Genomic DNA, 19,776 nt, shown 5'->3' with positions numbered 1-19,776 from the left:
CCTGTGGGAGCGAGCCTGCTCGCGAAAGCGTCGTGTCAGTCGGCATCGACGTTGAATGACACACCGTCTTCGCGAGCAGGCTCCCACAGTTGTTTTGAGGTGTTTTCGGGATCTGCGGTCATTCATGACCTGAATAGCAGACAACGCCCAATCCCCAGCTACTCTTGTGCCCAGCTCCCACATCTATAAGAGGCTGCGCACATGAGTCTTTCCTCTTTCAAAATCGCTCACAAACTGATCACCGGCGCAGGGGCCATCGAGCAACTGGCGGCCGAGCTGACGCGTCTGGACATCGACAACCCGCTGATCGTCACCGACGCCGCGCTGGTCAAGTCCGGCACGGTAGAGCTGGCGCTGGCGCAATTGGGTGAGCGAACCTACGAGATCTTTGACCGAGTGCTGCCTGACCCGGAAATCGCCATTGTCGAAGACTGCATGCGGGTCTACCGCGAAGGCGGGCATGACGGCTTGATCGGCCTGGGCGGCGGCAGTGCCATCGACATCGCCAAGAGTGTCGCGGCGTATGCCGGCTATCACGGCGCGCTGGAGGATTTGTTCGGCGTCGACCAGGTGCCGCGTAAAGGCCCGCCGTTGATTGCGATCCCGACGACCGCCGGCACCGGCTCGGAAGTGACCAACGTGGCGATCCTTTCCGACAAGGTCGCGCAATTGAAGAAGGGCATCGTCAGCGACTATCTATTGCCGGACGTGGCGCTGGTCAGCCCGCAAATGACCCTGACCTGTCCGCGTAGCGTCACCGCGGCCAGTGGTGTCGATGCGTTGGTGCATGCCATCGAATCCTATCTGTCAGTCAATGCCTCGCCGATCACCGACTCCCTGGCCATCGGCGCCATCAAGCTGATCGCCAAGGCGCTGCCCAAGGCCTACGCCAACCCCTCGAACCTGCAGGCCCGTGAAGACATGGCCACCGCCAGCCTGATGGCCGGCATGGCGTTCGGCAATGCCGGGGTCGGTGCGGTGCATGCGCTGGCGTATCCGTTGGGCGGGCGCTTCAACATTGCTCATGGCGTCAGCAACGCCTTGCTGCTGCCCTATGTCATGACCTGGAACAAGATGGCCTGCGTCGAACGCATGCAGGATATTGCCGAAGCCATGGGTGTGAGAACCGCGCACCTGAGCGCCAATGACGCAGCCGACAAAGCCGTGCAGGCCATGACCGAGTTGTGTGCAGCGGTGGAAATCCCCTGCGGCCTGCGCAGCTTCGGGGTGCCCGAGGACGCCATCCCGGCCATGGCAGTGGAAGCTGCGGGCATTGAGCGTTTGATGCGCAACAATCCGCGCAAATTGAGCGCGATTGATATCGAGAAGATCTACCGCGCTGCCTACTGATCATCGCGCTCACGGTGCGCGCGCCAAAGCATGAGGTATACAATGCGCGCCATCGTGATTCTGCTCAGTAAAGGTGCGTCATGCAGCCCTTCGTAATTGCTCCGTCGATTCTCTCCGCCGACTTCGCCCGCCTGGGTGAAGAAGTGGACAATGTTCTGGCCGCTGGCGCCGACTTCGTGCACTTCGATGTCATGGACAACCATTACGTGCCAAACCTGACCATCGGCCCGATGGTCTGTGCGGCGCTGCGCAAGTACGGCGTGACCGCGCCGATCGACGCGCACCTGATGGTCAGCCCGGTGGACCGCATCGTCGGCGACTTCATCGAAGCCGGCGCGACCTACATCACCTTCCACCCGGAAGCCACACAGCACGTCGACCGTTCCCTGCAACTGATCCGCGAAGGCGGCTGCAAATCCGGTCTGGTGTTCAACCCGGCGACCCCGCTGGACGTGCTCAAGTACGTGATGGACAAGGTCGACATGATCCTGCTGATGAGCGTCAACCCGGGCTTCGGCGGGCAGAAGTTCATCCCCGGCACCCTCGATAAACTGCGCGAAGCACGGGCGTTGATCGATGCTTCCGGGCGCGATATCCGCCTGGAAATCGACGGTGGCGTGAACGTGAACAACATCCGTGAAATCGCTGCGGCGGGCGCCGACACCTTCGTCGCCGGTTCGGCCATCTTCAATGCGCCGAACTATCAGGAAGTCATCGACAAGATGCGTTCCGAATTGGCGCTGGCTCGCCCATGAGTGGCTTTGAGCAGTTGTTCCCAGGGCGTTTGCCGCGTCTGGTGATGTTCGATCTGGATGGCACGTTGATCGATTCGGTCCCCGACCTCGCGGCGGCTGTGGATAACATGCTGCTCAAACTCGGGCGTCAACCTGCCGGCATCGAAGCGGTGCGTGAGTGGGTCGGCAATGGCGCCCCTGTGTTGGTGAGACGGGCGCTGGCCGGTGGTATCGAACATTCGATGGTCGACAACACCGAGGCCGAGCAGGCGCTGGAGATCTTCATGCAGGCTTACGGCGAAAGCCACGAGCTGACCGTGGTCTATCCCGGTGTGCGCGACACCCTGAAATGGCTGCACAAACAGGGAGTGGAGATGGCGCTGATCACCAACAAGCCGGAGCGCTTTGTCGCGCCGCTGCTGGATCAGATGAAGATCGGCCGGTATTTCAAGTGGATCATCGGTGGCGACACCCTGCCACAGAAAAAGCCCGATCCGGCCGCGCTGTTTTTCGTCATGAAAATGGCCAACATCCCGGCCTCGCAATCCTTGTTCGTCGGCGATTCGCGCAGTGATGTACTGGCGGCGAAGGCAGCCGGCGTCAAGTGCGTGGCGTTGAGCTACGGCTATAACCATGGCCGGCCAATCGCCGAAGAGTCGCCGGCGCTGGTGATCGACGATCTGCGCAAGTTAATTCCCGGTTGCCTGGATCTTGCCGCTGAGATAACGTTGCCCGACGCTGTTCAATCCCCTCCTGGAAATCCCATCGTGGTGGTCACTCGCAAACTCTGGATGAAAGTCATCAAGGCCCTGGCCCGCTGGCGTTGGCGCGCCTGACTTGATCCTGGCCGGTTATCCGGCGCGTTTGCATACCTGACTGTTAGACCCTCAAGCCACGAGGCACCTCATGATCCGCGAAGAATTCCTGCGTTTGGCCGCTGCCGGCTACAACCGCATCCCGCTTGCCTGCGAAACCCTGGCCGACTTCGACACGCCGCTGTCGATCTACCTGAAACTGGCGGATGAGCCGAACTCCTATCTGCTCGAATCGGTGCAGGGCGGCGAGAAATGGGGCCGTTACTCCATCATCGGCCTGCCATGCCGCACCGTGCTGCGGGTCCACGACCATCACGTCAGCGTGACCGTCGATGGCATAGAGACCGAAAGCCACGACGTTGAAGATCCGCTGGCGTTCGTCGAAGCCTTCAAGGCCCGCTACAACGTGCCGACCATCGCCGGCCTGCCGCGCTTCAATGGCGGTCTGGTGGGTTACTTCGGTTACGACTGCGTGCGTTATGTGGAGAAGCGTCTGGGCAAGTGCCCGAACCCGGACCCGCTGGGCGTGCCGGACATCCTGCTGATGGTGTCCGATGCGGTTGTCGTGTTCGACAACCTCGCCGGCAAGATGCACGCGATCGTTCTGGCCGACCCGGCGCAGGAAGACGCTTTCGAACAGGGCCGCGCGCGCCTGGAAGAGCTGCTGGAGAAACTCCGTCAGCCCATCACGCCGCGCCGTGGCCTGGATTTCAGCAAGCAGCAAGCCGCTGATCCGGTGTTCCGCTCCAGTTTTACCCAGGACGATTACGAAAAAGCCGTCGATACCATCAAGGAATACATCCTGGCCGGTGACTGCATGCAGGTCGTGCCGTCCCAGCGCATGTCGATCGACTTCAAGGCTGCGCCAATCGATCTGTACCGCGCACTGCGCTGCTTTAATCCGACGCCTTATATGTACTTCTTCAACTTCGGCGATTTCCACGTCGTCGGCAGTTCACCTGAAGTGCTGGTGCGGGTCGAAGACAACCTGATCACCGTGCGCCCGATCGCCGGCACCCGCCCGCGCGGCGCCAACGAAGAAGCTGACCTGGCGCTGGAAAAAGACCTGCTGTCCGACGACAAGGAAATCGCCGAACACCTGATGCTGATCGACCTGGGTCGTAACGACACCGGTCGGGTTTCGGAAGTCGGCTCGGTGAAGCTCACCGAAAAAATGGTCATCGAGCGTTACTCCAATGTGATGCACATCGTGTCCAACGTCACCGGGCAATTGAAGGCCGGGCTGACGGCGATGGACGCACTGCGGGCGATCCTGCCGGCGGGCACGTTGTCCGGAGCACCGAAGATTCGCGCGATGGAAATCATCGACGAGCTGGAACCGGTCAAGCGCGGCGTCTATGGCGGTGCCGTCGGCTATTTCGCCTGGAACGGCAACATGGACACCGCCATTGCCATCCGTACGGCGGTGATCAAGAACGGCGAACTGCACGTTCAGGCCGGCGGCGGCATCGTCGCCGACTCGGTGCCGGCGCTGGAATGGGAAGAAACCCTGAACAAGCGTCGTGCGATGTTCCGTGCGGTGGCGCTGGCTGAACAAACTCCGCAAGGCTGACCGATGACTGCCCGTATGCCGGCCGCCTTGAGCGATCAAGCGCTGGACGCTGCGGGCGATTCAATCGAACGCCGTATTAGTAGTCAGTGAATTCAAGAGGTTCTTAACGCCATGTTGCTGATGATCGATAACTACGACTCTTTTACCTACAACGTTGTGCAATACCTTGGTGAGCTGGGCTCCCAGGTTAAAGTCGTGCGCAACGATGAACTCACCGTTGCCGAAATCGAAGCCCTCAACCCAGAGCGCATCGTTGTTTCTCCCGGCCCTTGCACCCCGACCGAAGCCGGCGTCTCGATTGACGTCATCAAACACTTCGCCGGCAAGCTGCCGATTCTGGGCGTGTGCCTGGGCCATCAATCCATCGGCCAGGCCTTTGGTGGCGATGTGGTCCGCGCTCGCCAGGTCATGCACGGCAAGACCAGCCCGGTGTTCCACGAAGACAAGGGCGTCTTTACCGGTCTGAACAATCCGCTGACCGTCACCCGCTATCATTCTTTGATCGTCAAACGCGAAACCTTGCCTGATTGTCTGGAACTGACCGCATGGACTCAGCTCGAAGACGGCTCGGTCGACGAGATCATGGGCCTGCGTCACAAGACCTTGAACATCGAAGGCGTGCAGTTTCACCCTGAGTCGATCCTGACCGAGCAGGGCCACGAACTGTTCGCCAACTTCCTCAAACAAACCGGCGGCACGCGCTAAGGACTCCTCATGAATATCAAGACAGCCCTGAGCCGTATCGTCGATCACCTCGACCTCAGCACCGATGAAATGCGCGATGTGATGCGCGAAATCATGACCGGCCAATGCACCGAGGCGCAGATCGGCGCGTTCATGATGGCCATGCGCATGAAGAGCGAGAGCATCGACGAAATCGTCGGCGCCGTGTCGGTCATGCGCGAACTGGCGGACAAGGTCGAGCTCAAGACCCTCGACGGCGTGGTCGATGTAGTCGGCACCGGCGGTGATGGCGCGAATATTTTCAACGTTTCGACCGCTTCCGCGTTCGTCGTATCGGCGGCCGGCTGCACCGTGGCCAAGCATGGTAACCGCGCGGTCTCGGGCAAGAGCGGCAGTGCCGACCTGCTCGAAGCCGCCGGTATTTACCTGAACCTGACGCCGGTCCAGGTGGCGCGCTGCATCGACAACGTCGGTATCGGCTTCATGTTTGCCCAGACCCACCACAGCGCCATGAAACACGCCGCCGGTCCGCGCAAGGATCTGGGCTTGCGTACGCTGTTCAACATGCTCGGCCCGCTTACGAATCCGGCCGGCGTGAAACATCAGGTGGTGGGCGTGTTCACCCAGGCATTGTGCCGGCCGCTGGCCGAAGTGTTGCAGCGTCTGGGCAGCAAACACGTGCTGGTGGTGCATTCGAAAGATGGCCTGGATGAGTTCAGCCTCGCGGCACCGACCTTCGTGGCGGAGCTCAAGGACGACACAATCACCGAATACTGGGTCGAGCCGGAAGATCTGGGCATGAAAAGCCAGAGCCTGCACGGCCTGGCGGTGGAAAGCCCGGCGGCATCCCTTGAGCTGATTCGCGATGCCCTGGGCAAGCGCAAGACCGAAAACGGTCAGAAGGCTGCGGAGATGATTATGCTCAATGCCGGCGCTGCGCTGTACGCCGCCGACCATGCCAGCAGCCTGAAAGAGGGCGTAGCCCTGGCGCACGATGCGCTGCATACCGGTCTCGCTCGGGAAAAACTTGAGGAGTTGGGTGCATTTACCGCGGTATTCAAAGTGGAGAATGAGGGATGAGTGTACCGACGGTTCTGGAAAAGATTCTGGCGCGAAAAGTCGAGGAAGTTGCCGAGCGTAGTGCTCGCGTAAGCCTCGCCGAGCTGGAAAACCTGGCCAAGGCGGCCGATGCCCCCCGCGGTTTTGCCAAGGCGTTGCAGGCTCAGGCCAAACTGAAACAGCCGGCGGTCATCGCTGAAATCAAGAAAGCTTCGCCGAGCAAAGGCGTGATCCGCGAGCACTTCGTTCCTGCCGACATCGCTAAAAGCTACGAGAAGGGCGGCGCGACCTGCCTGTCGGTGCTTACCGACATCGACTACTTCCAGGGTGCCGATGCGTATCTGCAACAGGCTCGTGCGGCGTGCAAGCTGCCGGTCATTCGCAAGGATTTCATGATCGATCCGTACCAGATCGTTGAAGCCCGTGCGCTCGGTGCCGATTGCGTGCTGTTGATTGTCTCCGCGCTGGATGACGTGAAAATGGCCGAGCTGGCCGCCGTGGCCAAAAGCGTCGACCTGGATGTGCTGGTGGAAGTCCACGACGGCGATGAGCTGGAGCGGGCCTTGAAAATCCTCGACACGCCGCTGGTGGGCGTGAACAACCGCAACCTGCACACATTCGACGTCAGCCTCGAAACCACCCTCGACCTGCTGCCGCGCATTCCGCGTGATCGTCTGGTGATCACCGAAAGCGGCATCCTCAATCGCGCCGATGTCGAATTGATGGAAATCAGTGACGTCTACGCGTTCCTGGTCGGCGAGGCGTTCATGCGCGCCGAGAGCCCGGGCACCGAGTTGCAGCGTCTGTTCTTCCCTGAGCGTGGCGTTCCTGTCAGCGGTTCTACACTGGACTGATAGCTCGCAGATCGAGTCGACCCCATCGCGAGCAGGATTTGCTAACCCACAGATCCACTGTGGGAGCCTGCTCGCGATGGCGGCATAAGATTCACTACAGACTGAAGGTCTTTCGGATTTCTTTATGACCCCAGATGCTCTGACCATCGAAGCCGGCCTGCAAGCCGAACAGGATCTGTTGGCATCGGTCTGTGCCGGTGAGTCGGAGTTTGGCCTGCTGTTCTGGCAGCCGAGCGATCAGGCATTGGTGATGCCTCGCCGATTGAATCGTTTGCCAGGTTTCGATGCTGCATGTGAAGTTTCGGCAGCGGCGGGCTGGCCAGTGTTGTTGCGCGATACCGGCGGCGAACCGGTTCCTCAGTCAGCCACAACGATCAACATCGCCCTGGTTTACGCACCACCGCGCAGCGAAGGCGATTTGAACCGCATCGAATCCGGCTACCGGCGTCTGTGCGATCCGATCTGCCACTTGCTGGATGAGTTGGGCGGCACGTCGTCCCTCGGTGAAATCGACGGTGCGTTCTGCGACGGCCGATTCAACGTCAACCTGGACGGCCGCAAGATGGTCGGCACCGCCCAGCGCTGGCGCCAGAGTCAGGGCGGTCAGCGTCCAGTCGGGCTGGTGCACGGGGCGATGTTGATTGATAACGAACGAGAGTCGATGGTCGCGGCGGTCAATCGCTTCAATCAGGCGTGCGGTCTGGAGCAGAGGGTTCGCGCCGAAAGCCACATCGCCCTGCATGAAAAGTTCGCGGCGCCGGATGCGTTGGCCCGTCTGGACGAACTCTACGGGCTAATGCTCAAGCAGATGTTCAGCGGCTAGGTTTTCGAACTTATCGAGTACCAAAGACCACCATGGTTTTGCCTTTGACGTCCACCAGGTTGCGCTCCTCAAGATCCTTGAGCACGCGACCGACCATCTCCCGGGAACACCCGACAATTCGCCCGATTTCCTGACGGGTTACCTTGATCTGCATGCCGTCGGGGTGGGTCATGGCGTCTGGTTGTTTGCACAGTTCCAGCAGGCAACGTGCAACGCGGCCGGTCACGTCGAAGAACGCCAGGTCACCCACCTTGCGCGTGGTATTGCGCAGACGTTGTGCGATTTGTCCGCTGAGCACGTAAAGAATGTCTGGATCTTGCTGCGACAGTTCGCGGAATTTCGCGTAGCTGATTTCCGCAACTTCGCATTCGACCTTGGCCCTCACCCAGGCGCTGCGCTCCTGTTCCAGACCCGCCTGTTCAAACAGGCCCAGCTCGCCGATGAAGTCCCCGGTATTGAGATACGCGATGATCATTTCCCGACCGTCGTCATCCTCGATCAGGATGGTGACCGATCCTTTGATGATGAAGAACAGCGTCTCTGAGCGGTCTCCGGCACAAATGATGTTGCTCTTGGCCTGGTAGCGACGACGCTGACAATGCATCAGCAGTTTATCGAGGTTTTTAATCTTGAGTGTGGGGGCAATAGCAACCATGGTTGTATCCCGAAAAAACTGCACGGTATGTTTGATTTTTTATGAATTGCGCAAGCCGCGGCAAAGGCTGGTTGTGCGTCAGCGAATTGGCGTCAGCTTAACAGACACTTCCGGCAATATTCGAGATTTTACCTACGCGGCAGATGGATAAGTCCTAGGACCTCGGGACGCTTTCATCTCAAGGGGCTGTGCTAAGCTGGCGACCCTTTTTTATACAGTGGAGTCTTGGCGATGAAGGCACGCATCCAATGGGCTGGCGAAGCCATGTTCCTCGGCGAATCCGGTAGCGGTCATGTCGTGGTGATGGATGGTCCGCCCGATGCCGGCGGCCGCAACCTGGGTGTTCGGCCGATGGAAATGCTCCTGCTGGGTGTTGGCGGTTGCAGCAACTTCGATGTGGTCAGCATCCTCAAGAAGTCCCGTCAGGCTGTCGAGAGCTGCGAAGCGTTCCTTGAAGCCGAGCGCGCGACCGAGGACCCGAAAGTCTTCACCAAGATCCACATGCACTTTGTGGTCAAGGGCCGTGGCTTGAAAGAAGCCCAAGTCAAACGCGCCATTGAACTGTCCGCCGAAAAATACTGCTCGGCCTCGATCATGCTGGGCGCGGCCGGGGTCGAGATTACCCACGACTACGAAATCATCGAGCTCGGCTGAGTCGACATTCAATGATTCATAAAAAAGGCGACTCCCTCACGGCAGTCGCCTTTTTCATATCGCAACTCCGCCACAGGAGCCAGCCTGCTCGCGAAGAGGTCGGACAGGTCAGATCCGATAAGTGCTCTTGGTCATCACCTTGGCCAACAAACTCATCCCGAACTTCACCGGCGCCGGAAAACGAAAACCACCAGCCTCCAGCGCGCTTTCGGCATGCTGCTCTTCATCGAGGCGCATCTGCTCAAGAATCGCCCGGGACTTCTCATCCTCGGCCGGCAGTTGCTCAAGGTGTTCGTTCAAGTGTTTGCATACCTGATCTTCTGTCGCCGCAACGAACCCCAGGCTGACTTTGTCACTGATCAGCCCCGCAACCGCGCCGATCCCGAACGACATGCCATAGAACAGCGGATTGAGAATGCTGGTGTGGCTGCCCAGCTGGTGGATGCGTTGTTCGCACCAGACCAGATGGTCGACTTCTTCTTCGGCGGCATGTTCCATGGCGGCGCGCACTTGCGGCAGCTTGGCGGTCAGAGCCTGTCCTTGGTAAAGCGCCTGGGCGCAGACCTCGCCGGTATGGTTGATGCGCATCAGGCCGGCGACGTGCCGGGTGTCTTCGTCGCTCATTTTCACATCCGGCTGCACGATGGCGGGCGACGGGCGGTATGGCTGGCCACTGAACGGCAGCAAAGTACGCATCGCGGCATCGGCTTGCAGCAGAAGGCGGTCAATCGGCGAGTAGTGACGTTGGGTAGTCATGCTGACCTCCGGAGGAATCTCGGCGGCCAGTTTAACCCAATCGGCCGGGGAAGGTTTGCGCTGGGTCATGTGTGAGGTCACCACAAAACCCTGGCAGCCGGCTAAAAATCAGCCCGGCGGCCAGTGCATCTGGCGTTGACCCAGCACATGCATATGAATGTGATAGACAGTCTGCCCACCTTCTTCATTACAGTTCATGACAACGCGAAAACCTTTTTCACAACCCAGCTCCATGGCAAGGCGCTGGGCCGTGAACAGAATGTGCCCGGCCAATGCCTTGTCATCTTCGGTCAGGTCGTTCAGGGTGCGCACCGGCTTCTTCGGAATCACCAGAAAATGTACCGGTGCCTGTGGGGCGATGTCGTGGAAGGCCAGGACCTGGTCGTCCTCGTAAATAATCTTTGCCGGGATTTCCCGGTTGATGATCTTGGTGAACAGAGTATCCACAGCTGTTTTCTCCGTTGTTTGGACTGGCCTGAGTGTACTCACGGGATTTGCCCGAGCCCAGCTTTTTACCTGGCTGGCCGCTCAGCGCGGGCAGTAAGCCTTATTGACCATGCCGGTGATTGTCCGGATCAGCCAGCGCGAGCCGAACCGGGGCAGGGTGGCGAACCAGCGGTTGCGCCGACCCGGAATAATGATTGCACGGTTTTTCTCAAGGGCCCGCACGGTATAGAGCGCGACTTCTTCCGGGCTCATCAGCAGTTTGCTGTCGGCCAGTTTGTCCGCGTTCAGCTGCGCGGTGCGGAAAAAACCGGTGCGGGTCGGACCGGGGCAGAGCACCGAGACTTTGACCGCACATTTTTTCAGCTCGACGCGCAACCCTTCGGAGAAGTGCAGCACATAGGCCTTGCTCGCGTAATAAGTGCTCATCCATGGGCCGGGATGAAAGGCCGCGACCGAGGCGACATTCAGAATCTGCCCACCGCCCTGTAGCGCCATGCTGTTACCGATGGCGTGGCACAGGCGCGTCAGGGCCAGGATGTTTACTTCGATCAGGTCTTGCTCGGTCATCCAGTCCTGGGCCAGAAAGGGTCCGCACGTACCGATACCGGCGCAGTTGACCAGCAAGTCGATCTGGCGGTCGCCTTCCTCCAGCTCCAGCAGGAACCCGGACAACCGCAGCGGTTCGCCCAGGTCGCAGGCACGGAACAGCACTTCCACGCCAAACCGTTGAGTCAGTTCCGTCGCAATACTTTCCAGCTGATCACGCTGTCGTGCCACCAGAAGCAGGCTGCGGCCTCGCCGGGCCAGCGCTTCGGCCATCGCCAGGCCGATGCCGCTGGAAGCACCAGTGATCAGAGCGTAACGGGTCATGCAGTTCTCCATCGCAACAGCTCCGCGCCGCGACGCGGGTGTCGCGGGTGGGGAGCGCTGTTCATTCTTTCGCAGAGTCTACAGGGGGCCGGGCTTCTTCGGCTGCATCGGCGGCCGAATTTGCGTCTGGCTCGACCTCGATTTCAATTTCGTCGGTGGTGACCGAGCCACTTTGGTAGCTGCTTTCGAGGGTGTTTTGGTATTCGTCCTGTATGGCCGAGAGGCCTCCCGCCAGTGCACCGACGATAACCAGCGCAATCACCACGAGCCATAATGCAGACAGCACCTTGACCGCAGTGCTATTGGGCGGCGGCGGAGCGCCATACCGGTTGGCGGTTTGATTTCCCGGCATTGCCAGCAGCAACAGCGGGAAGAAACTGCCCACGAATGGCACCAGGTTCAGCAGCCATAGCCAGCCTGACCAGCCAATATCGTGCAAGCGCTGGGCGCTGATCATGATGCTGGCGATGAGGAACGCCAGACAGAGGAAGAAGGCCAGGATGCCTCCGATGATCAGGCTGGCGGTCGAGTCGCTGCTCACCAGTGCGAGGCCGATGATGGCGAACACACCAACCACGGCCATTGTCACGAGACTCAGCACCATCGACCACGCGAGAAAGCGCAGGCGCCCGATACGCCCATCAACGCCAAAGGGTTTGAGTGTGGCGAACCCCGCAACACCTTCACTCACATTAGCCAATGGAGGGGCGTAAGGGGATTGAGGTTCTGCGACGGCGGCAGCTGGCACATGCTCGTGAACGTCGGACAGATTCAATTCGATCGAAGGTTCGGACTCGATACGGGCCTCGATACCGGTGTTCTTCAGTGCCTGGAGGTAGGTTTGCGCATCGTCGTGAGACAGATCGCGCTTGAGTGCCACCGGCCGGCCACTGAACAAGCGCTCGATGGCGGTGATGTCGCTCTTGAACAGCGCCGCGAGATTGAGTTTGGCGGTGCTGATATCGACACCTGGCAGCAAAGCGCCGTCGAATACGATCTTGAAACGGTTTTCGCTCATTGCCGAGGCATCCTTGTCGCGAGAGTTTTAATGCAGCGAGTGTATGGCCAGCCTTGTTTGGCTGGCTCATATTGTTTCAGCGTGGCCACCGCTTGGGTAACTGCGCGGCGTGTTCCAGAGCCTTGCGATACTCGGCGTCGAGGCGCGTGACCAACTGGTCAACGCTCGGCAGGTCATCGATTTCGCCTACGCCCTGGCCTGCGGACCACACGGTTTTCCAGGCTTCATCGTTCAACGGCTTGAGTTTAGAGCCGAAATTGACCTCGCCTTTGTTTTGCAGCGCTGCCATGTCAAAGCCGGCGGCCTCCAGGCTCTGGCGCATGAAGCTCGCCGGTACACCTGACACCGCTGGAGTATGGACGATGTCCGCGGCTCTGGATGTCAGCAGCATCTCTTTATAAGCGTCAGGCGCATGACTTTCGGTGGTGCCGATAAATCGCGTGCCGAAGTAGGCGAGGTCCGCATCGAGCAGTTGTGCAGCGAGAATTTCGTGGCCGTGGTTCAAGCAGCCGGCCAGCAACAGGGTCTTGTCGAAGAACTGCCGGATCTCGGCGATCAGCGAAAACGGGCTCCAGGTCCCGGCATGCCCGCCGGCGCCTGCAGCCACGGCGATCAGTCCATCCACACCGGCCTCGGCAGCCTTCTCGGCATGGCGACGGGTTGTCACGTCATGGAACACCAGGCCGCCGTAGCTGTGGACTGCATCGACCAGTTCTTTCACCGCGCCGAGGCTGGTGATCACGATCGGCACTTTGTGCTCGATGCAGATATCAAGGTCAGCCTGTAGTCGAGGATTGCTGTTGTGGACGATCAAATTGACCGCATAGGGCGCAGGGTTCTCCATTGTCGCCAGCCCTGCTTCGATCTCCTCCAGCCAGGCTTTGAAGCCGCTGCTCTCGCGCTGGTTCAATGCCGGAAAGCTGCCGACCACGCCGTTGCGGCAGCAGGCGAGCACCAGTTGCGGGTTGGATATCAGGAACATCGGCGCTGCCACCACGGGCAGACGCAGGCGTTGTTCGAGCAGAGCGGGCAGCGACATTGGAAGTACCCCGGTGAGTTGTCTGTTGGAATTAGAACGGCCGAACCACGACCAGAATTACGATTGCCAGCAATATCAGAACCGGCACTTCATTGAACCAGCGAAAGAAGACATGGCTGCGGGTGTTTTCGCCACGCGCAAATCGCTTCACCTGCGCGCCGCACATGTGGTGATAGCCGATCAGCAACACCACCAGAGTCAACTTGGCGTGCATCCAGCCGCCTTGGCCGAAATACGCGCTGGGGTTCAGGCTGATCAACCAGCCACCGAAGATCAGGGTCGCGATCATCGCCGGTCCCATGATGCCCCGGTACAGCTTGCGCTCCATGAGGCTGAAGCGTTCTTTGCTGATCGTGTCTTCACTTTGGGCGTGATAAACGAACAGGCGCGGCAAATAGAACAGACCGGCAAACCAGCAAACGATGCTGACGATGTGGAGCGCTTTGAGCCAAAGAAAAAGCATTTTTAGTTATTCCAGGATTCACGGTAGCCCGAATAGTAGAGGCTTGAGCGTCCGCACGTCACCTTGCCGGTTGTCGCAGGCGCGCGCGGCCCCTATTATCGACGGCTTTCCAGTGGGTTCGTTGAGGGCAGGTTTATGGTCAAGGTCGGTATCGTCGGCGGCACGGGTTACACCGGTGTCGAACTGCTGCGTCTGTTGGCGCAACATCCGCAAGCTGAAGTGGTTGTGATCACTTCCCGATCCGAGGCAGGCCTGGCCGTGGCCGATATGTATCCGAACCTGCGAGGCCATTACGACGGCCTGGCGTTCAGCGTTCCGGACATCAAGACCCTGGGCGCCTGCGACGTGGTGTTCTTCGCCACGCCACACGGCGTCGCCCATGCCTTGGCAGGTGAGCTGCTGGCCGCCGGCACCAAGGTCATCGACCTGTCGGCAGACTTCCGTCTGCAGGATGCCGATGAATGGGCCAAGTGGTATGGCCAGCCGCACGGCGCACCAGAACTGTTGGACGAAGCGGTCTACGGGCTGCCGGAAGTCAACCGCGAGCAAATCAAGAAGGCGCGCCTGATTGCTGTGCCGGGCTGCTATCCAACGGCCACGCAATTGGGTTTCCTGCCGCTGCTTGAAGCCGGTCTTGCGGATACCAGCGTCTTGATCGCCGACTGCAAATCCGGCGTCAGCGGTGCCGGTCGTGGCGCTGCTGTAGGTTCGCTGTACTCCGAGACGTCGGAAAGCATGAAGGCCTACGCCGTCAAAGGTCACCGTCACTTGCCGGAAATTCGCCAGGGCCTTCGTCGGGCGGCCGGCAAAGACGTCGGCCTGACCTTCGTCCCGCACCTGACGCCGATGATCCGTGGCATTCACTCGACGCTGTACGCGACCGTCGTGGATCGCTCGGTGGATCTGCAGGCGCTGTTTGAAAAGCGTTATGCCAACGAACCGTTCGTCGACGTAATGCCAGCCGGCAGCCACCCGGAAACCCGCAGTGTTCGCGGAGCCAACGTGTGCCGTATCGCGGTGCATCGTCCGCAAGACGGAGATCTGGTGGTGGTGCTGTCTGTGATCGACAATCTGGTCAAAGGTGCGTCGGGTCAGGCGGTGCAGAACATGAACATCCTGTTCGGTCTGGATGAGCGCTTTGGTCTGTCCCACGCAGGCATGTTGCCGTAGGACTCGATCGCGCACAGTAAAAAGGCCCGTTAAACGGGCCTTTTTGCATTTTCGGCTGGCGGCTGGATTGGTTGATATACCATAACAATAGTTGACCGCTTTTCTAGGAGAAGCGGATAATGCGCGTCATCACGCAATATGACGGCGTAACGCCGGGAGATAGTCAGCATGAGCGTCGAATCCTTCACCCCCACGGCTTTGCAATTCACCCACGGTGCCGCGCACAAGGTGAAGAGCCTGGTCGATGAAGAGGGGAATGATCGCTTGAAGCTGCGCGTATTCGTTACGGGCGGCGGTTGTTCAGGTTTTCAGTACGGCTTCACCTTCGATGAAGAAGTGGCCGATGACGACACCATCGTCGAGCGCGAAGGAGTGAGTCTGGTCGTCGATCCGATGAGCTTCCAGTACCTGGCAGGCGCTGAGGTGGATTATCAGGAAGGTCTGGAAGGTTCGCGTTTTGTTATCAAGAACCCGAACGCGACCACTACCTGTGGTTGCGGGTCTTCGTTCTCGATCTGATCAGCGCTCCAGCATCACTCAACGCCGCATGGCCTTCCGGCCCTGCGGCGTTTTGCTGTCTGGGGTTTATGCGGGGTAGATGGCACCGAGGATTCGTAATCCACGGGCGCCGGTAACGCTTGGGCGATTGGCGGCGATGCCTTCGAGGCAGCAGTGAGCGAGCCAGGCAAACGCCATGGCTTCGACCCAGTCAGGATCGACGCCATAGGCTGATGTGCTGCTGACTTGCGCCTTTGGCAGCAGGCTGGCGAGGCGATTCATCAGTGCGGCGTTATGCGCGCCACCGCCGCAGACCAGCACTTCTTGAGTGTCGTTCTGCGCGCCTTGCAGCGAATCGATGATGGTCAGGGCAGTCAGTTCGAGCAGTGTTGCCTGTACGTCTTCGGCAGCGAAGGTCGGTAGCTGCGCCAGGTGCTGCATCAACCATGGCAGGTTGAACACTTCCCGGCCGGTGCTCTTCGGGCCTTGAGTAACGAAGAATGGGTCGCTGAGCAGTGACTTCAACAGGGCAGGTTCGACCTTGCCGCTGGCGGCCCACTGGCCATCACGGTCATAGCTGTCGCCGCGCTGCTGATGAATCCAGGCATCGAGCAGCACGTTGCCCGGACCGCAGTCGAAGCCGGCCACCGGTTTGCCAGGCTCGATCAGGCTAAGGTTGCTGAAACCGCCGATGTTCAGGACGGCACGGTTGCCGGCCCGCTCTTCGAACAAGGCTTCATGAAAGGCTGGAACCAGAGGCGCGCCCTGACCGCCGGCGGCTACGTCGCGGCTGCGGAAGTCGCTGACCACGGTGATGTTCGTCAGCTCGGTCAGCAGCGCGGGGTTGCCGATTTGCACCGTGAAGCCGCGTGCTGGTTCGTGGCGAATGGTCTGGCCATGGCTGCCAATCGCGCGAACATCGTCAGGGGTGAGGTCCTGCTGAGCGAGGAGGGTATTGATACCCTGTGCCGCCAGCTTTACCCAGTTTTGCTGGGCGATGGCTGAGCGGGCAATCTCGTCCGGACCGCTGGCGCACAAGCCAAGCAGCTCTGTGCGCAAGGAGTCGGGCATGGGAATGTAGTGCGTGGCGATCAGCTTGATCGCCGGAGTCTGCTCGATCAGCGCGATATCCAGGCCATCAAGACTGGTCCCGGACATCACACCTATATAAAGCGCCATGACTTAGCGCTTGGCCGAAGCCAGCTGAGTGGCTTTTTCCTGGTCCATGCGCGCCATCAGCGGTTGGCTCTGTGCGAGGAAGCGTGCGCGTTCGGCTTTGGAGATCGGATCTGCCATCGCGACTTTCTGCCCCAGCGGGTCGACGTGTACACCATTCACCTGGAACTCGTAATGCAAATGCGGGCCGGTGGATAGGCCGGTAGTGCCGATGTAGCCGATAACCTGGCCCTGCTTGACTGTGCCGCCAGTCTTGACGCCTTTGGCGAAGCCCTGCATGTGGCCATACAGCGTGCGGTAGGTATTACCGTGCTGGAGAATCACGGTGTTGCCGTAACCGCCGCGGCGACCAGCCAGCAATACCTTGCCGTCACCTGCAGCCTTGATTGGCGTACCGCGCGGCGCTGCGTAGTCCACACCTTTGTGGGCGCGGATCTTGTTGAGGATCGGGTGTTTGCGGCCCATGGAGAACTTCGAACTGATGCGGGCGAAATCAACCGGAGTACGGATGAAGGCCTTGCGCATGCTGTTGCCATCGGCGGTGTAATAGCTAGTGTTGCCTTGTTTGTTGGTGTAACGCACGGCCGTGTAGGTCTTGCCACGGTTAGTGAACCGGGCAGACAGGATCGGCCCGTTGCCGACAGCTTTGCCGTTGACCATTTTCTGTTCGTAGATCACGTCGAACTGGTCACCCTGGCGTATGTCCTGGGCGAAGTCGATGTCGTAGCCAAACACACTGGCCATGTCCATGGTGAGGCTGTGGGACAGGCCGGCGCGCGCGGCAGATTGCGAAAGCGAACTGTTGATGACGCCGCGAGCATAAGCGGAACGCACGGTCGGCTTGGCGGTAATGCGGTTGAACGTGTAGCCCTTGTCATTCTTGCTCAAGGTGATGGTTTCGAGGTCGCTGATCTTGCTATGCAGGTTGCTCAGCTCGCCATCCGGACCCAATTCGAACTCGAGTTTCTGCCCGCGCTTGAGCTGGCTGAACTGCTTGGCCTGCTTGTCGCTGGCGAGCACGTCATTTACCGCAGTGGCAGGAAGACCGACCTGCTCGAAAAGCGTGGAAAGCGTATCGCCTTTGGCGACAATCACTTCCCTGTGGTTGGGGTCCTTCTTTTCTTCGGCAACCACTTCTGCGGGAGCTTGTTCCTGTGCGGCTTCAGCGGTTTGCGGTGTCTCTTCGGCGCTGTTTTCAATCTGCGCGAAAGGAGAAGCTGCTGGCTCATTTGTGGCTTGGACGGCCTCAGCAGCGTCTTGATCTTGTGTCAGTTGTTCAGCAGGGCTTTCCAGTTCAAGACTCAGGGTTGTCTTTTTGGCTTCTACATCACTGGAAGGAAATACCAGAAGCGCCAGGCTCAGAAGGGCGGCGATGCCGCTCGCTGCGAGCAGGTGGGTCTTCGGGTAAAGCGGTGGCGCTTTAGACGATTCTTTGGTCATAAGTAATTTTTTGACTTTGAAAAGATGGATTGGAAAAGATGAATGACATGATGAAGATGAAATAACTGTATAAAATATAACCAAATCATCTCTGAAGCAAGTCCACAGACACCCCTGTCTGTGGATTGGCGTCCGCGCGCCGGGCAAACCTTGTATTTGACGCGCGTTCTTGTATGGTTAGTTCCCTTTGAATCTGAGCCTTGCAGGTTGGTTATGAAGTCGGTTGAAGAGCAGCTAGCGCTGATCAAACGTGGTGCAGAAGAACTGTTGGTCGAGTCCGAGCTGGTTGAAAAGCTCAAGCGCGGCCAGCCGCTGCGTATTAAGGCAGGCTTCGATCCGACAGCGCCGGATCTGCACCTGGGTCATACCGTGCTTATTAATAAGCTGCGCCAGTTCCAGGAGCTGGGGCATCAGGTGATCTTCCTGATCGGTGACTTCACTGGGATGATCGGCGATCCGAGCGGCAAGAGTGCAACCCGTCCTCCGTTGACCCGTGAGCAGGTTCTGGAGAACGCCGAGACTTACAAGACTCAGGTTTTCAAGATTCTCGATCCGGCCAAGACTGAAGTGGCGTTCAACTCCACCTGGATGGATCAGATGGGGCCGGCCGACTTCATTCGTCTGACTTCTCAGTACACCGTGGCGCGCATGCTCGAACGCGATGATTTCGACAAGCGCTACACGACCAATCAGCCAATTGCCATTCACGAGTTCCTCTATCCGCTGGTTCAGGGCTACGATTCGGTTGCCCTGCGTGCGGATGTTGAGTTGGGTGGTACCGACCAGAAGTTCAACCTGCTGATGGGGCGCGAGCTGCAGCGTGGGTATGGTCAGGAAGCACAATGCATTTTGACCATGCCGCTGCTTGAAGGTCTGGATGGCGTGAAGAAGATGTCCAAGTCGTTGGGCAACTACGTCGGTATTCAGGAGGCGCCGGGTGTTATGTACGGCAAGCTGGTTTCCATTCCGGATGCGCTGATGTGGCGTTACTTTGAGTTGCTCAGCTTCCGCTCCATGGATGAGATCAATGCATTCCGTGCTGATGTAGAGGCGGGTGCTAATCCGCGCGATATCAAGATCAAGCTGGCTGAAGAGATCGTTGCGCGCTTCCATGGTGAGGAGGCTGCGGCCAATGCTCATCGCGCCGCTGGCAACCGCATGAAAGATGGCGAGCTGCCGGATGATCTGCCGGAAATCGAATTGACTGCTGCCGAGGATATGCCGATCGCTGCAGTCCTTAATAAAGCAGGGTTGGTTAAGAACTCGGCGATGGCGCGAGATCTCCTGGGCTCTGGCGGTGTGCGTATAGATGGTGAGGTTGTCGATCGCACCTTTATATTCGTACGGGGTGCGACCCATGTTTGTCAGGCGGGGAAGAAGGCATTTGCGCGTATTACGCTCAAATCCGAATAAACCTGAAATAAGGGGTTGACGGCGAATTTTAGAAGCCTATAATTCGCCCCACTTCCGGCGCAGTCGAAACGGAAAACTCCTTGGTAAACAATGAGTTACGCAGTTTTCGGCAGCGGGTTGCTTCAGTTCATCGAAGCCAAAAGGAAGTTGAAAAAGAGGTGTTGACAGCAGCGTGTAACGCTGTAGAATTCGCCTCCCGCTGACGAGAGATCGAAAGCGCAAGTGGTTGAAGTTGTTAAGGAAATCCTTGAAAACTTCTGAAAATAACCCCTTGACAGCAACTGG

Annotated in this window: 22 protein-coding genes and 1 pseudogene; 13 read left to right on the top strand and 10 right to left on the bottom strand. The window is 59.1% G+C overall.

What is annotated here, in order from left to right; genetic code table 11:
* Nucleotides 1-3: 3 nt before the first annotated feature.
* The 9 genes and pseudogenes from M5G20_RS30145 to M5G20_RS08390 form a co-directional block, all read left to right on the top strand.
* Nucleotides 4-84: pseudogene (locus tag M5G20_RS30145) on the top strand (DUF4381 domain-containing protein); the annotation flags it as partial.
* Between the two features lie 117 nt (nucleotides 85-201).
* A complete protein-coding gene (locus tag M5G20_RS08425; protein WP_273918760.1) occupies nucleotides 202-1,350 on the top strand; it encodes an iron-containing alcohol dehydrogenase in 1,149 nt (382 codons plus the stop codon).
* Nucleotides 1,351-1,430: 80 nt separating this feature from the next.
* A complete protein-coding gene (gene rpe, locus M5G20_RS08420; RefSeq protein ID WP_053162900.1) occupies nucleotides 1,431-2,105 on the top strand; it encodes a ribulose-phosphate 3-epimerase in 675 nt (224 codons plus the stop codon).
* The gene (locus M5G20_RS08415; RefSeq protein WP_273918758.1) at nucleotides 2,102-2,920 is read left to right on the top strand and encodes a phosphoglycolate phosphatase; all 819 of its coding nucleotides are present in this window, start codon (nucleotides 2,102-2,104) and stop codon (nucleotides 2,918-2,920) included. The genes rpe and M5G20_RS08415 overlap by 4 nt, the downstream gene beginning before the upstream one ends.
* A gap of 70 nt (nucleotides 2,921-2,990) precedes the next feature.
* Nucleotides 2,991-4,472, top strand: a complete 1,482-nt coding sequence (gene trpE / locus M5G20_RS08410) for an anthranilate synthase component I (protein ID WP_273918757.1) — start codon at nucleotides 2,991-2,993, stop codon at nucleotides 4,470-4,472.
* A gap of 111 nt (nucleotides 4,473-4,583) precedes the next feature.
* Nucleotides 4,584-5,177, top strand: a complete 594-nt coding sequence (locus tag M5G20_RS08405) for an aminodeoxychorismate/anthranilate synthase component II (protein ID WP_273918756.1) — start codon at nucleotides 4,584-4,586, stop codon at nucleotides 5,175-5,177.
* A 9-nt stretch (nucleotides 5,178-5,186) separates the two neighbouring features.
* Nucleotides 5,187-6,236, top strand: coding sequence for an anthranilate phosphoribosyltransferase (gene trpD, locus M5G20_RS08400; RefSeq protein ID WP_273918755.1), 1,050 nt, complete (start codon nucleotides 5,187-5,189; stop codon nucleotides 6,234-6,236).
* Nucleotides 6,233-7,069 carry an indole-3-glycerol phosphate synthase TrpC gene (trpC, locus tag M5G20_RS08395; protein ID WP_273918754.1) on the top strand — a complete coding sequence of 279 codons (837 nt, stop codon included), beginning with the start codon at nucleotides 6,233-6,235 and terminating at the stop codon, nucleotides 7,067-7,069. The genes trpD and trpC overlap by 4 nt, the downstream gene beginning before the upstream one ends.
* 124 nt (nucleotides 7,070-7,193) lie before the next feature.
* The gene (locus M5G20_RS08390; RefSeq protein ID WP_273918753.1) at nucleotides 7,194-7,892 is read left to right on the top strand and encodes a lipoate--protein ligase family protein; all 699 of its coding nucleotides are present in this window, start codon (nucleotides 7,194-7,196) and stop codon (nucleotides 7,890-7,892) included.
* A 10-nt stretch (nucleotides 7,893-7,902) separates the two neighbouring features.
* On the opposite strand, the gene crp is transcribed toward M5G20_RS08390, so the two are convergent.
* Nucleotides 7,903-8,547: a cAMP-activated global transcriptional regulator CRP gene (crp, locus tag M5G20_RS08385; protein WP_150736150.1), complete on the bottom strand. Its 645-nt coding sequence runs from the start codon at nucleotides 8,545-8,547 to the stop codon at nucleotides 7,903-7,905.
* A 231-nt stretch (nucleotides 8,548-8,778) separates the two neighbouring features.
* On the opposite strand from crp, the gene M5G20_RS08380 reads away from it, so the two are divergent.
* On the top strand, nucleotides 8,779-9,201 hold the full coding sequence (locus M5G20_RS08380) for an OsmC family protein (RefSeq protein WP_008061600.1): 423 nt from the start codon (nucleotides 8,779-8,781) through the stop codon (nucleotides 9,199-9,201).
* Between the two features lie 108 nt (nucleotides 9,202-9,309).
* Here the strand turns inward: M5G20_RS08380 and coq7 are convergent, their stop codons facing one another.
* From coq7 to hemJ, 6 genes are all read right to left on the bottom strand, one after another.
* The gene (gene coq7 / locus M5G20_RS08375) at nucleotides 9,310-9,957 is read right to left on the bottom strand and encodes a 2-polyprenyl-3-methyl-6-methoxy-1,4-benzoquinone monooxygenase (protein WP_075946508.1); all 648 of its coding nucleotides are present in this window, start codon (nucleotides 9,955-9,957) and stop codon (nucleotides 9,310-9,312) included.
* Between the two features lie 108 nt (nucleotides 9,958-10,065).
* Nucleotides 10,066-10,404 carry a histidine triad nucleotide-binding protein gene (locus tag M5G20_RS08370; protein ID WP_150736152.1) on the bottom strand — a complete coding sequence of 113 codons (339 nt, stop codon included), beginning with the start codon at nucleotides 10,402-10,404 and terminating at the stop codon, nucleotides 10,066-10,068.
* A gap of 81 nt (nucleotides 10,405-10,485) precedes the next feature.
* On the bottom strand, nucleotides 10,486-11,274 hold the full coding sequence (locus tag M5G20_RS08365; protein ID WP_273918752.1) for an SDR family NAD(P)-dependent oxidoreductase: 789 nt from the start codon (nucleotides 11,272-11,274) through the stop codon (nucleotides 10,486-10,488).
* Between the two features lie 61 nt (nucleotides 11,275-11,335).
* Complete coding sequence (locus M5G20_RS08360) at nucleotides 11,336-12,292, bottom strand: DUF805 domain-containing protein (protein WP_273918751.1); 957 nt, start codon at nucleotides 12,290-12,292, stop codon at nucleotides 11,336-11,338.
* 76 nt (nucleotides 12,293-12,368) lie between these two features.
* Nucleotides 12,369-13,331 (bottom strand): NAD(P)H-dependent flavin oxidoreductase, encoded by a 963-nt coding sequence (locus M5G20_RS08355; RefSeq protein WP_273918750.1) that lies wholly within the window; start codon nucleotides 13,329-13,331, stop codon nucleotides 12,369-12,371.
* 31 nt (nucleotides 13,332-13,362) lie between these two features.
* Nucleotides 13,363-13,794: a protoporphyrinogen oxidase HemJ gene (hemJ, locus tag M5G20_RS08350; RefSeq protein ID WP_075946129.1), complete on the bottom strand. Its 432-nt coding sequence runs from the start codon at nucleotides 13,792-13,794 to the stop codon at nucleotides 13,363-13,365.
* Between the two features lie 135 nt (nucleotides 13,795-13,929).
* Here hemJ and argC point away from each other — a divergent pair, with 135 nt between their 5' ends.
* Nucleotides 13,930-14,964, top strand: a complete 1,035-nt coding sequence (argC, locus tag M5G20_RS08345; RefSeq protein WP_150736156.1) for an N-acetyl-gamma-glutamyl-phosphate reductase — start codon at nucleotides 13,930-13,932, stop codon at nucleotides 14,962-14,964.
* A gap of 168 nt (nucleotides 14,965-15,132) precedes the next feature.
* Nucleotides 15,133-15,483 carry an iron-sulfur cluster insertion protein ErpA gene (gene erpA / locus M5G20_RS08340; protein WP_007906865.1) on the top strand — a complete coding sequence of 117 codons (351 nt, stop codon included), beginning with the start codon at nucleotides 15,133-15,135 and terminating at the stop codon, nucleotides 15,481-15,483.
* 66 nt (nucleotides 15,484-15,549) lie between these two features.
* Here erpA and M5G20_RS08335 read toward each other — a convergent pair whose 3' ends face one another.
* Both M5G20_RS08335 and M5G20_RS08330 read right to left on the bottom strand, forming a co-directional pair.
* The gene (locus tag M5G20_RS08335) at nucleotides 15,550-16,641 is read right to left on the bottom strand and encodes an anhydro-N-acetylmuramic acid kinase (RefSeq protein WP_273918749.1); all 1,092 of its coding nucleotides are present in this window, start codon (nucleotides 16,639-16,641) and stop codon (nucleotides 15,550-15,552) included.
* 3 nt (nucleotides 16,642-16,644) lie between these two features.
* Nucleotides 16,645-18,078: a peptidoglycan DD-metalloendopeptidase family protein gene (locus tag M5G20_RS08330; protein WP_273918748.1), complete on the bottom strand. Its 1,434-nt coding sequence runs from the start codon at nucleotides 18,076-18,078 to the stop codon at nucleotides 16,645-16,647.
* Between the two features lie 213 nt (nucleotides 18,079-18,291).
* Here M5G20_RS08330 and tyrS point away from each other — a divergent pair, with 213 nt between their 5' ends.
* Nucleotides 18,292-19,491: a tyrosine--tRNA ligase gene (tyrS, locus tag M5G20_RS08325; RefSeq protein ID WP_273918747.1), complete on the top strand. Its 1,200-nt coding sequence runs from the start codon at nucleotides 18,292-18,294 to the stop codon at nucleotides 19,489-19,491.
* A 36-nt stretch (nucleotides 19,492-19,527) separates the two neighbouring features.
* On the opposite strand, the gene M5G20_RS08320 is transcribed toward tyrS, so the two are convergent.
* Nucleotides 19,528-19,776: hypothetical protein (locus M5G20_RS08320; RefSeq protein ID WP_273918746.1), on the bottom strand; the 249-nt coding region annotated here is incomplete at its 5' end.

Origin of the sequence: Pseudomonas sp. TNT2022 ID1044 (genome assembly GCF_028656895.1) — a bacterium.
GTDB classification, from domain to species: Bacteria; Pseudomonadota; Gammaproteobacteria; order Pseudomonadales; family Pseudomonadaceae; genus Aquipseudomonas; species Aquipseudomonas reinekei.
Note: the sequence above shows the minus strand (reverse complement) of the source record. Positions and strands in the feature narration are given on the sequence as shown.

Excerpts from the sequence above, each read along its gene's own strand:
- hemJ (WP_075946129.1), bottom strand. The coding sequence starts at position 13,794 with ATGCTTTTTCTTTGGCTCAAAGCGCTCCACATCGTCAGCATCGTTTGC.
- M5G20_RS08415 (WP_273918758.1), top strand. The coding sequence starts at position 2,102 with ATGAGTGGCTTTGAGCAGTTGTTCCCAGGGCGTTTGCCGCGTCTGGTG.
- M5G20_RS08365 (WP_273918752.1), bottom strand. The coding sequence starts at position 11,274 with ATGACCCGTTACGCTCTGATCACTGGTGCTTCCAGCGGCATCGGCCTG.
- trpD (WP_273918755.1), top strand. The coding sequence starts at position 5,187 with ATGAATATCAAGACAGCCCTGAGCCGTATCGTCGATCACCTCGACCTC.
- M5G20_RS08330 (WP_273918748.1), bottom strand. The coding sequence starts at position 18,078 with ATGACCAAAGAATCGTCTAAAGCGCCACCGCTTTACCCGAAGACCCAC.
- M5G20_RS08390 (WP_273918753.1), top strand. The coding sequence starts at position 7,194 with ATGACCCCAGATGCTCTGACCATCGAAGCCGGCCTGCAAGCCGAACAG.
- erpA (WP_007906865.1), top strand. The coding sequence starts at position 15,133 with ATGAGCGTCGAATCCTTCACCCCCACGGCTTTGCAATTCACCCACGGT.
- M5G20_RS08405 (WP_273918756.1), top strand. The coding sequence starts at position 4,584 with ATGTTGCTGATGATCGATAACTACGACTCTTTTACCTACAACGTTGTG.
- rpe (WP_053162900.1), top strand. The coding sequence starts at position 1,431 with ATGCAGCCCTTCGTAATTGCTCCGTCGATTCTCTCCGCCGACTTCGCC.
- tyrS (WP_273918747.1), top strand. The coding sequence starts at position 18,292 with ATGAAGTCGGTTGAAGAGCAGCTAGCGCTGATCAAACGTGGTGCAGAA.
- M5G20_RS08335 (WP_273918749.1), bottom strand. The coding sequence starts at position 16,641 with ATGGCGCTTTATATAGGTGTGATGTCCGGGACCAGTCTTGATGGCCTG.
- coq7 (WP_075946508.1), bottom strand. The coding sequence starts at position 9,957 with ATGACTACCCAACGTCACTACTCGCCGATTGACCGCCTTCTGCTGCAA.
- M5G20_RS08360 (WP_273918751.1), bottom strand. The coding sequence starts at position 12,292 with ATGAGCGAAAACCGTTTCAAGATCGTATTCGACGGCGCTTTGCTGCCA.
- M5G20_RS08380 (WP_008061600.1), top strand. The coding sequence starts at position 8,779 with ATGAAGGCACGCATCCAATGGGCTGGCGAAGCCATGTTCCTCGGCGAA.
- M5G20_RS08425 (WP_273918760.1), top strand. The coding sequence starts at position 202 with ATGAGTCTTTCCTCTTTCAAAATCGCTCACAAACTGATCACCGGCGCA.
- trpC (WP_273918754.1), top strand. The coding sequence starts at position 6,233 with ATGAGTGTACCGACGGTTCTGGAAAAGATTCTGGCGCGAAAAGTCGAG.
- trpE (WP_273918757.1), top strand. The coding sequence starts at position 2,991 with ATGATCCGCGAAGAATTCCTGCGTTTGGCCGCTGCCGGCTACAACCGC.
- crp (WP_150736150.1), bottom strand. The coding sequence starts at position 8,547 with ATGGTTGCTATTGCCCCCACACTCAAGATTAAAAACCTCGATAAACTG.
- argC (WP_150736156.1), top strand. The coding sequence starts at position 13,930 with ATGGTCAAGGTCGGTATCGTCGGCGGCACGGGTTACACCGGTGTCGAA.
- M5G20_RS08355 (WP_273918750.1), bottom strand. The coding sequence starts at position 13,331 with ATGTCGCTGCCCGCTCTGCTCGAACAACGCCTGCGTCTGCCCGTGGTG.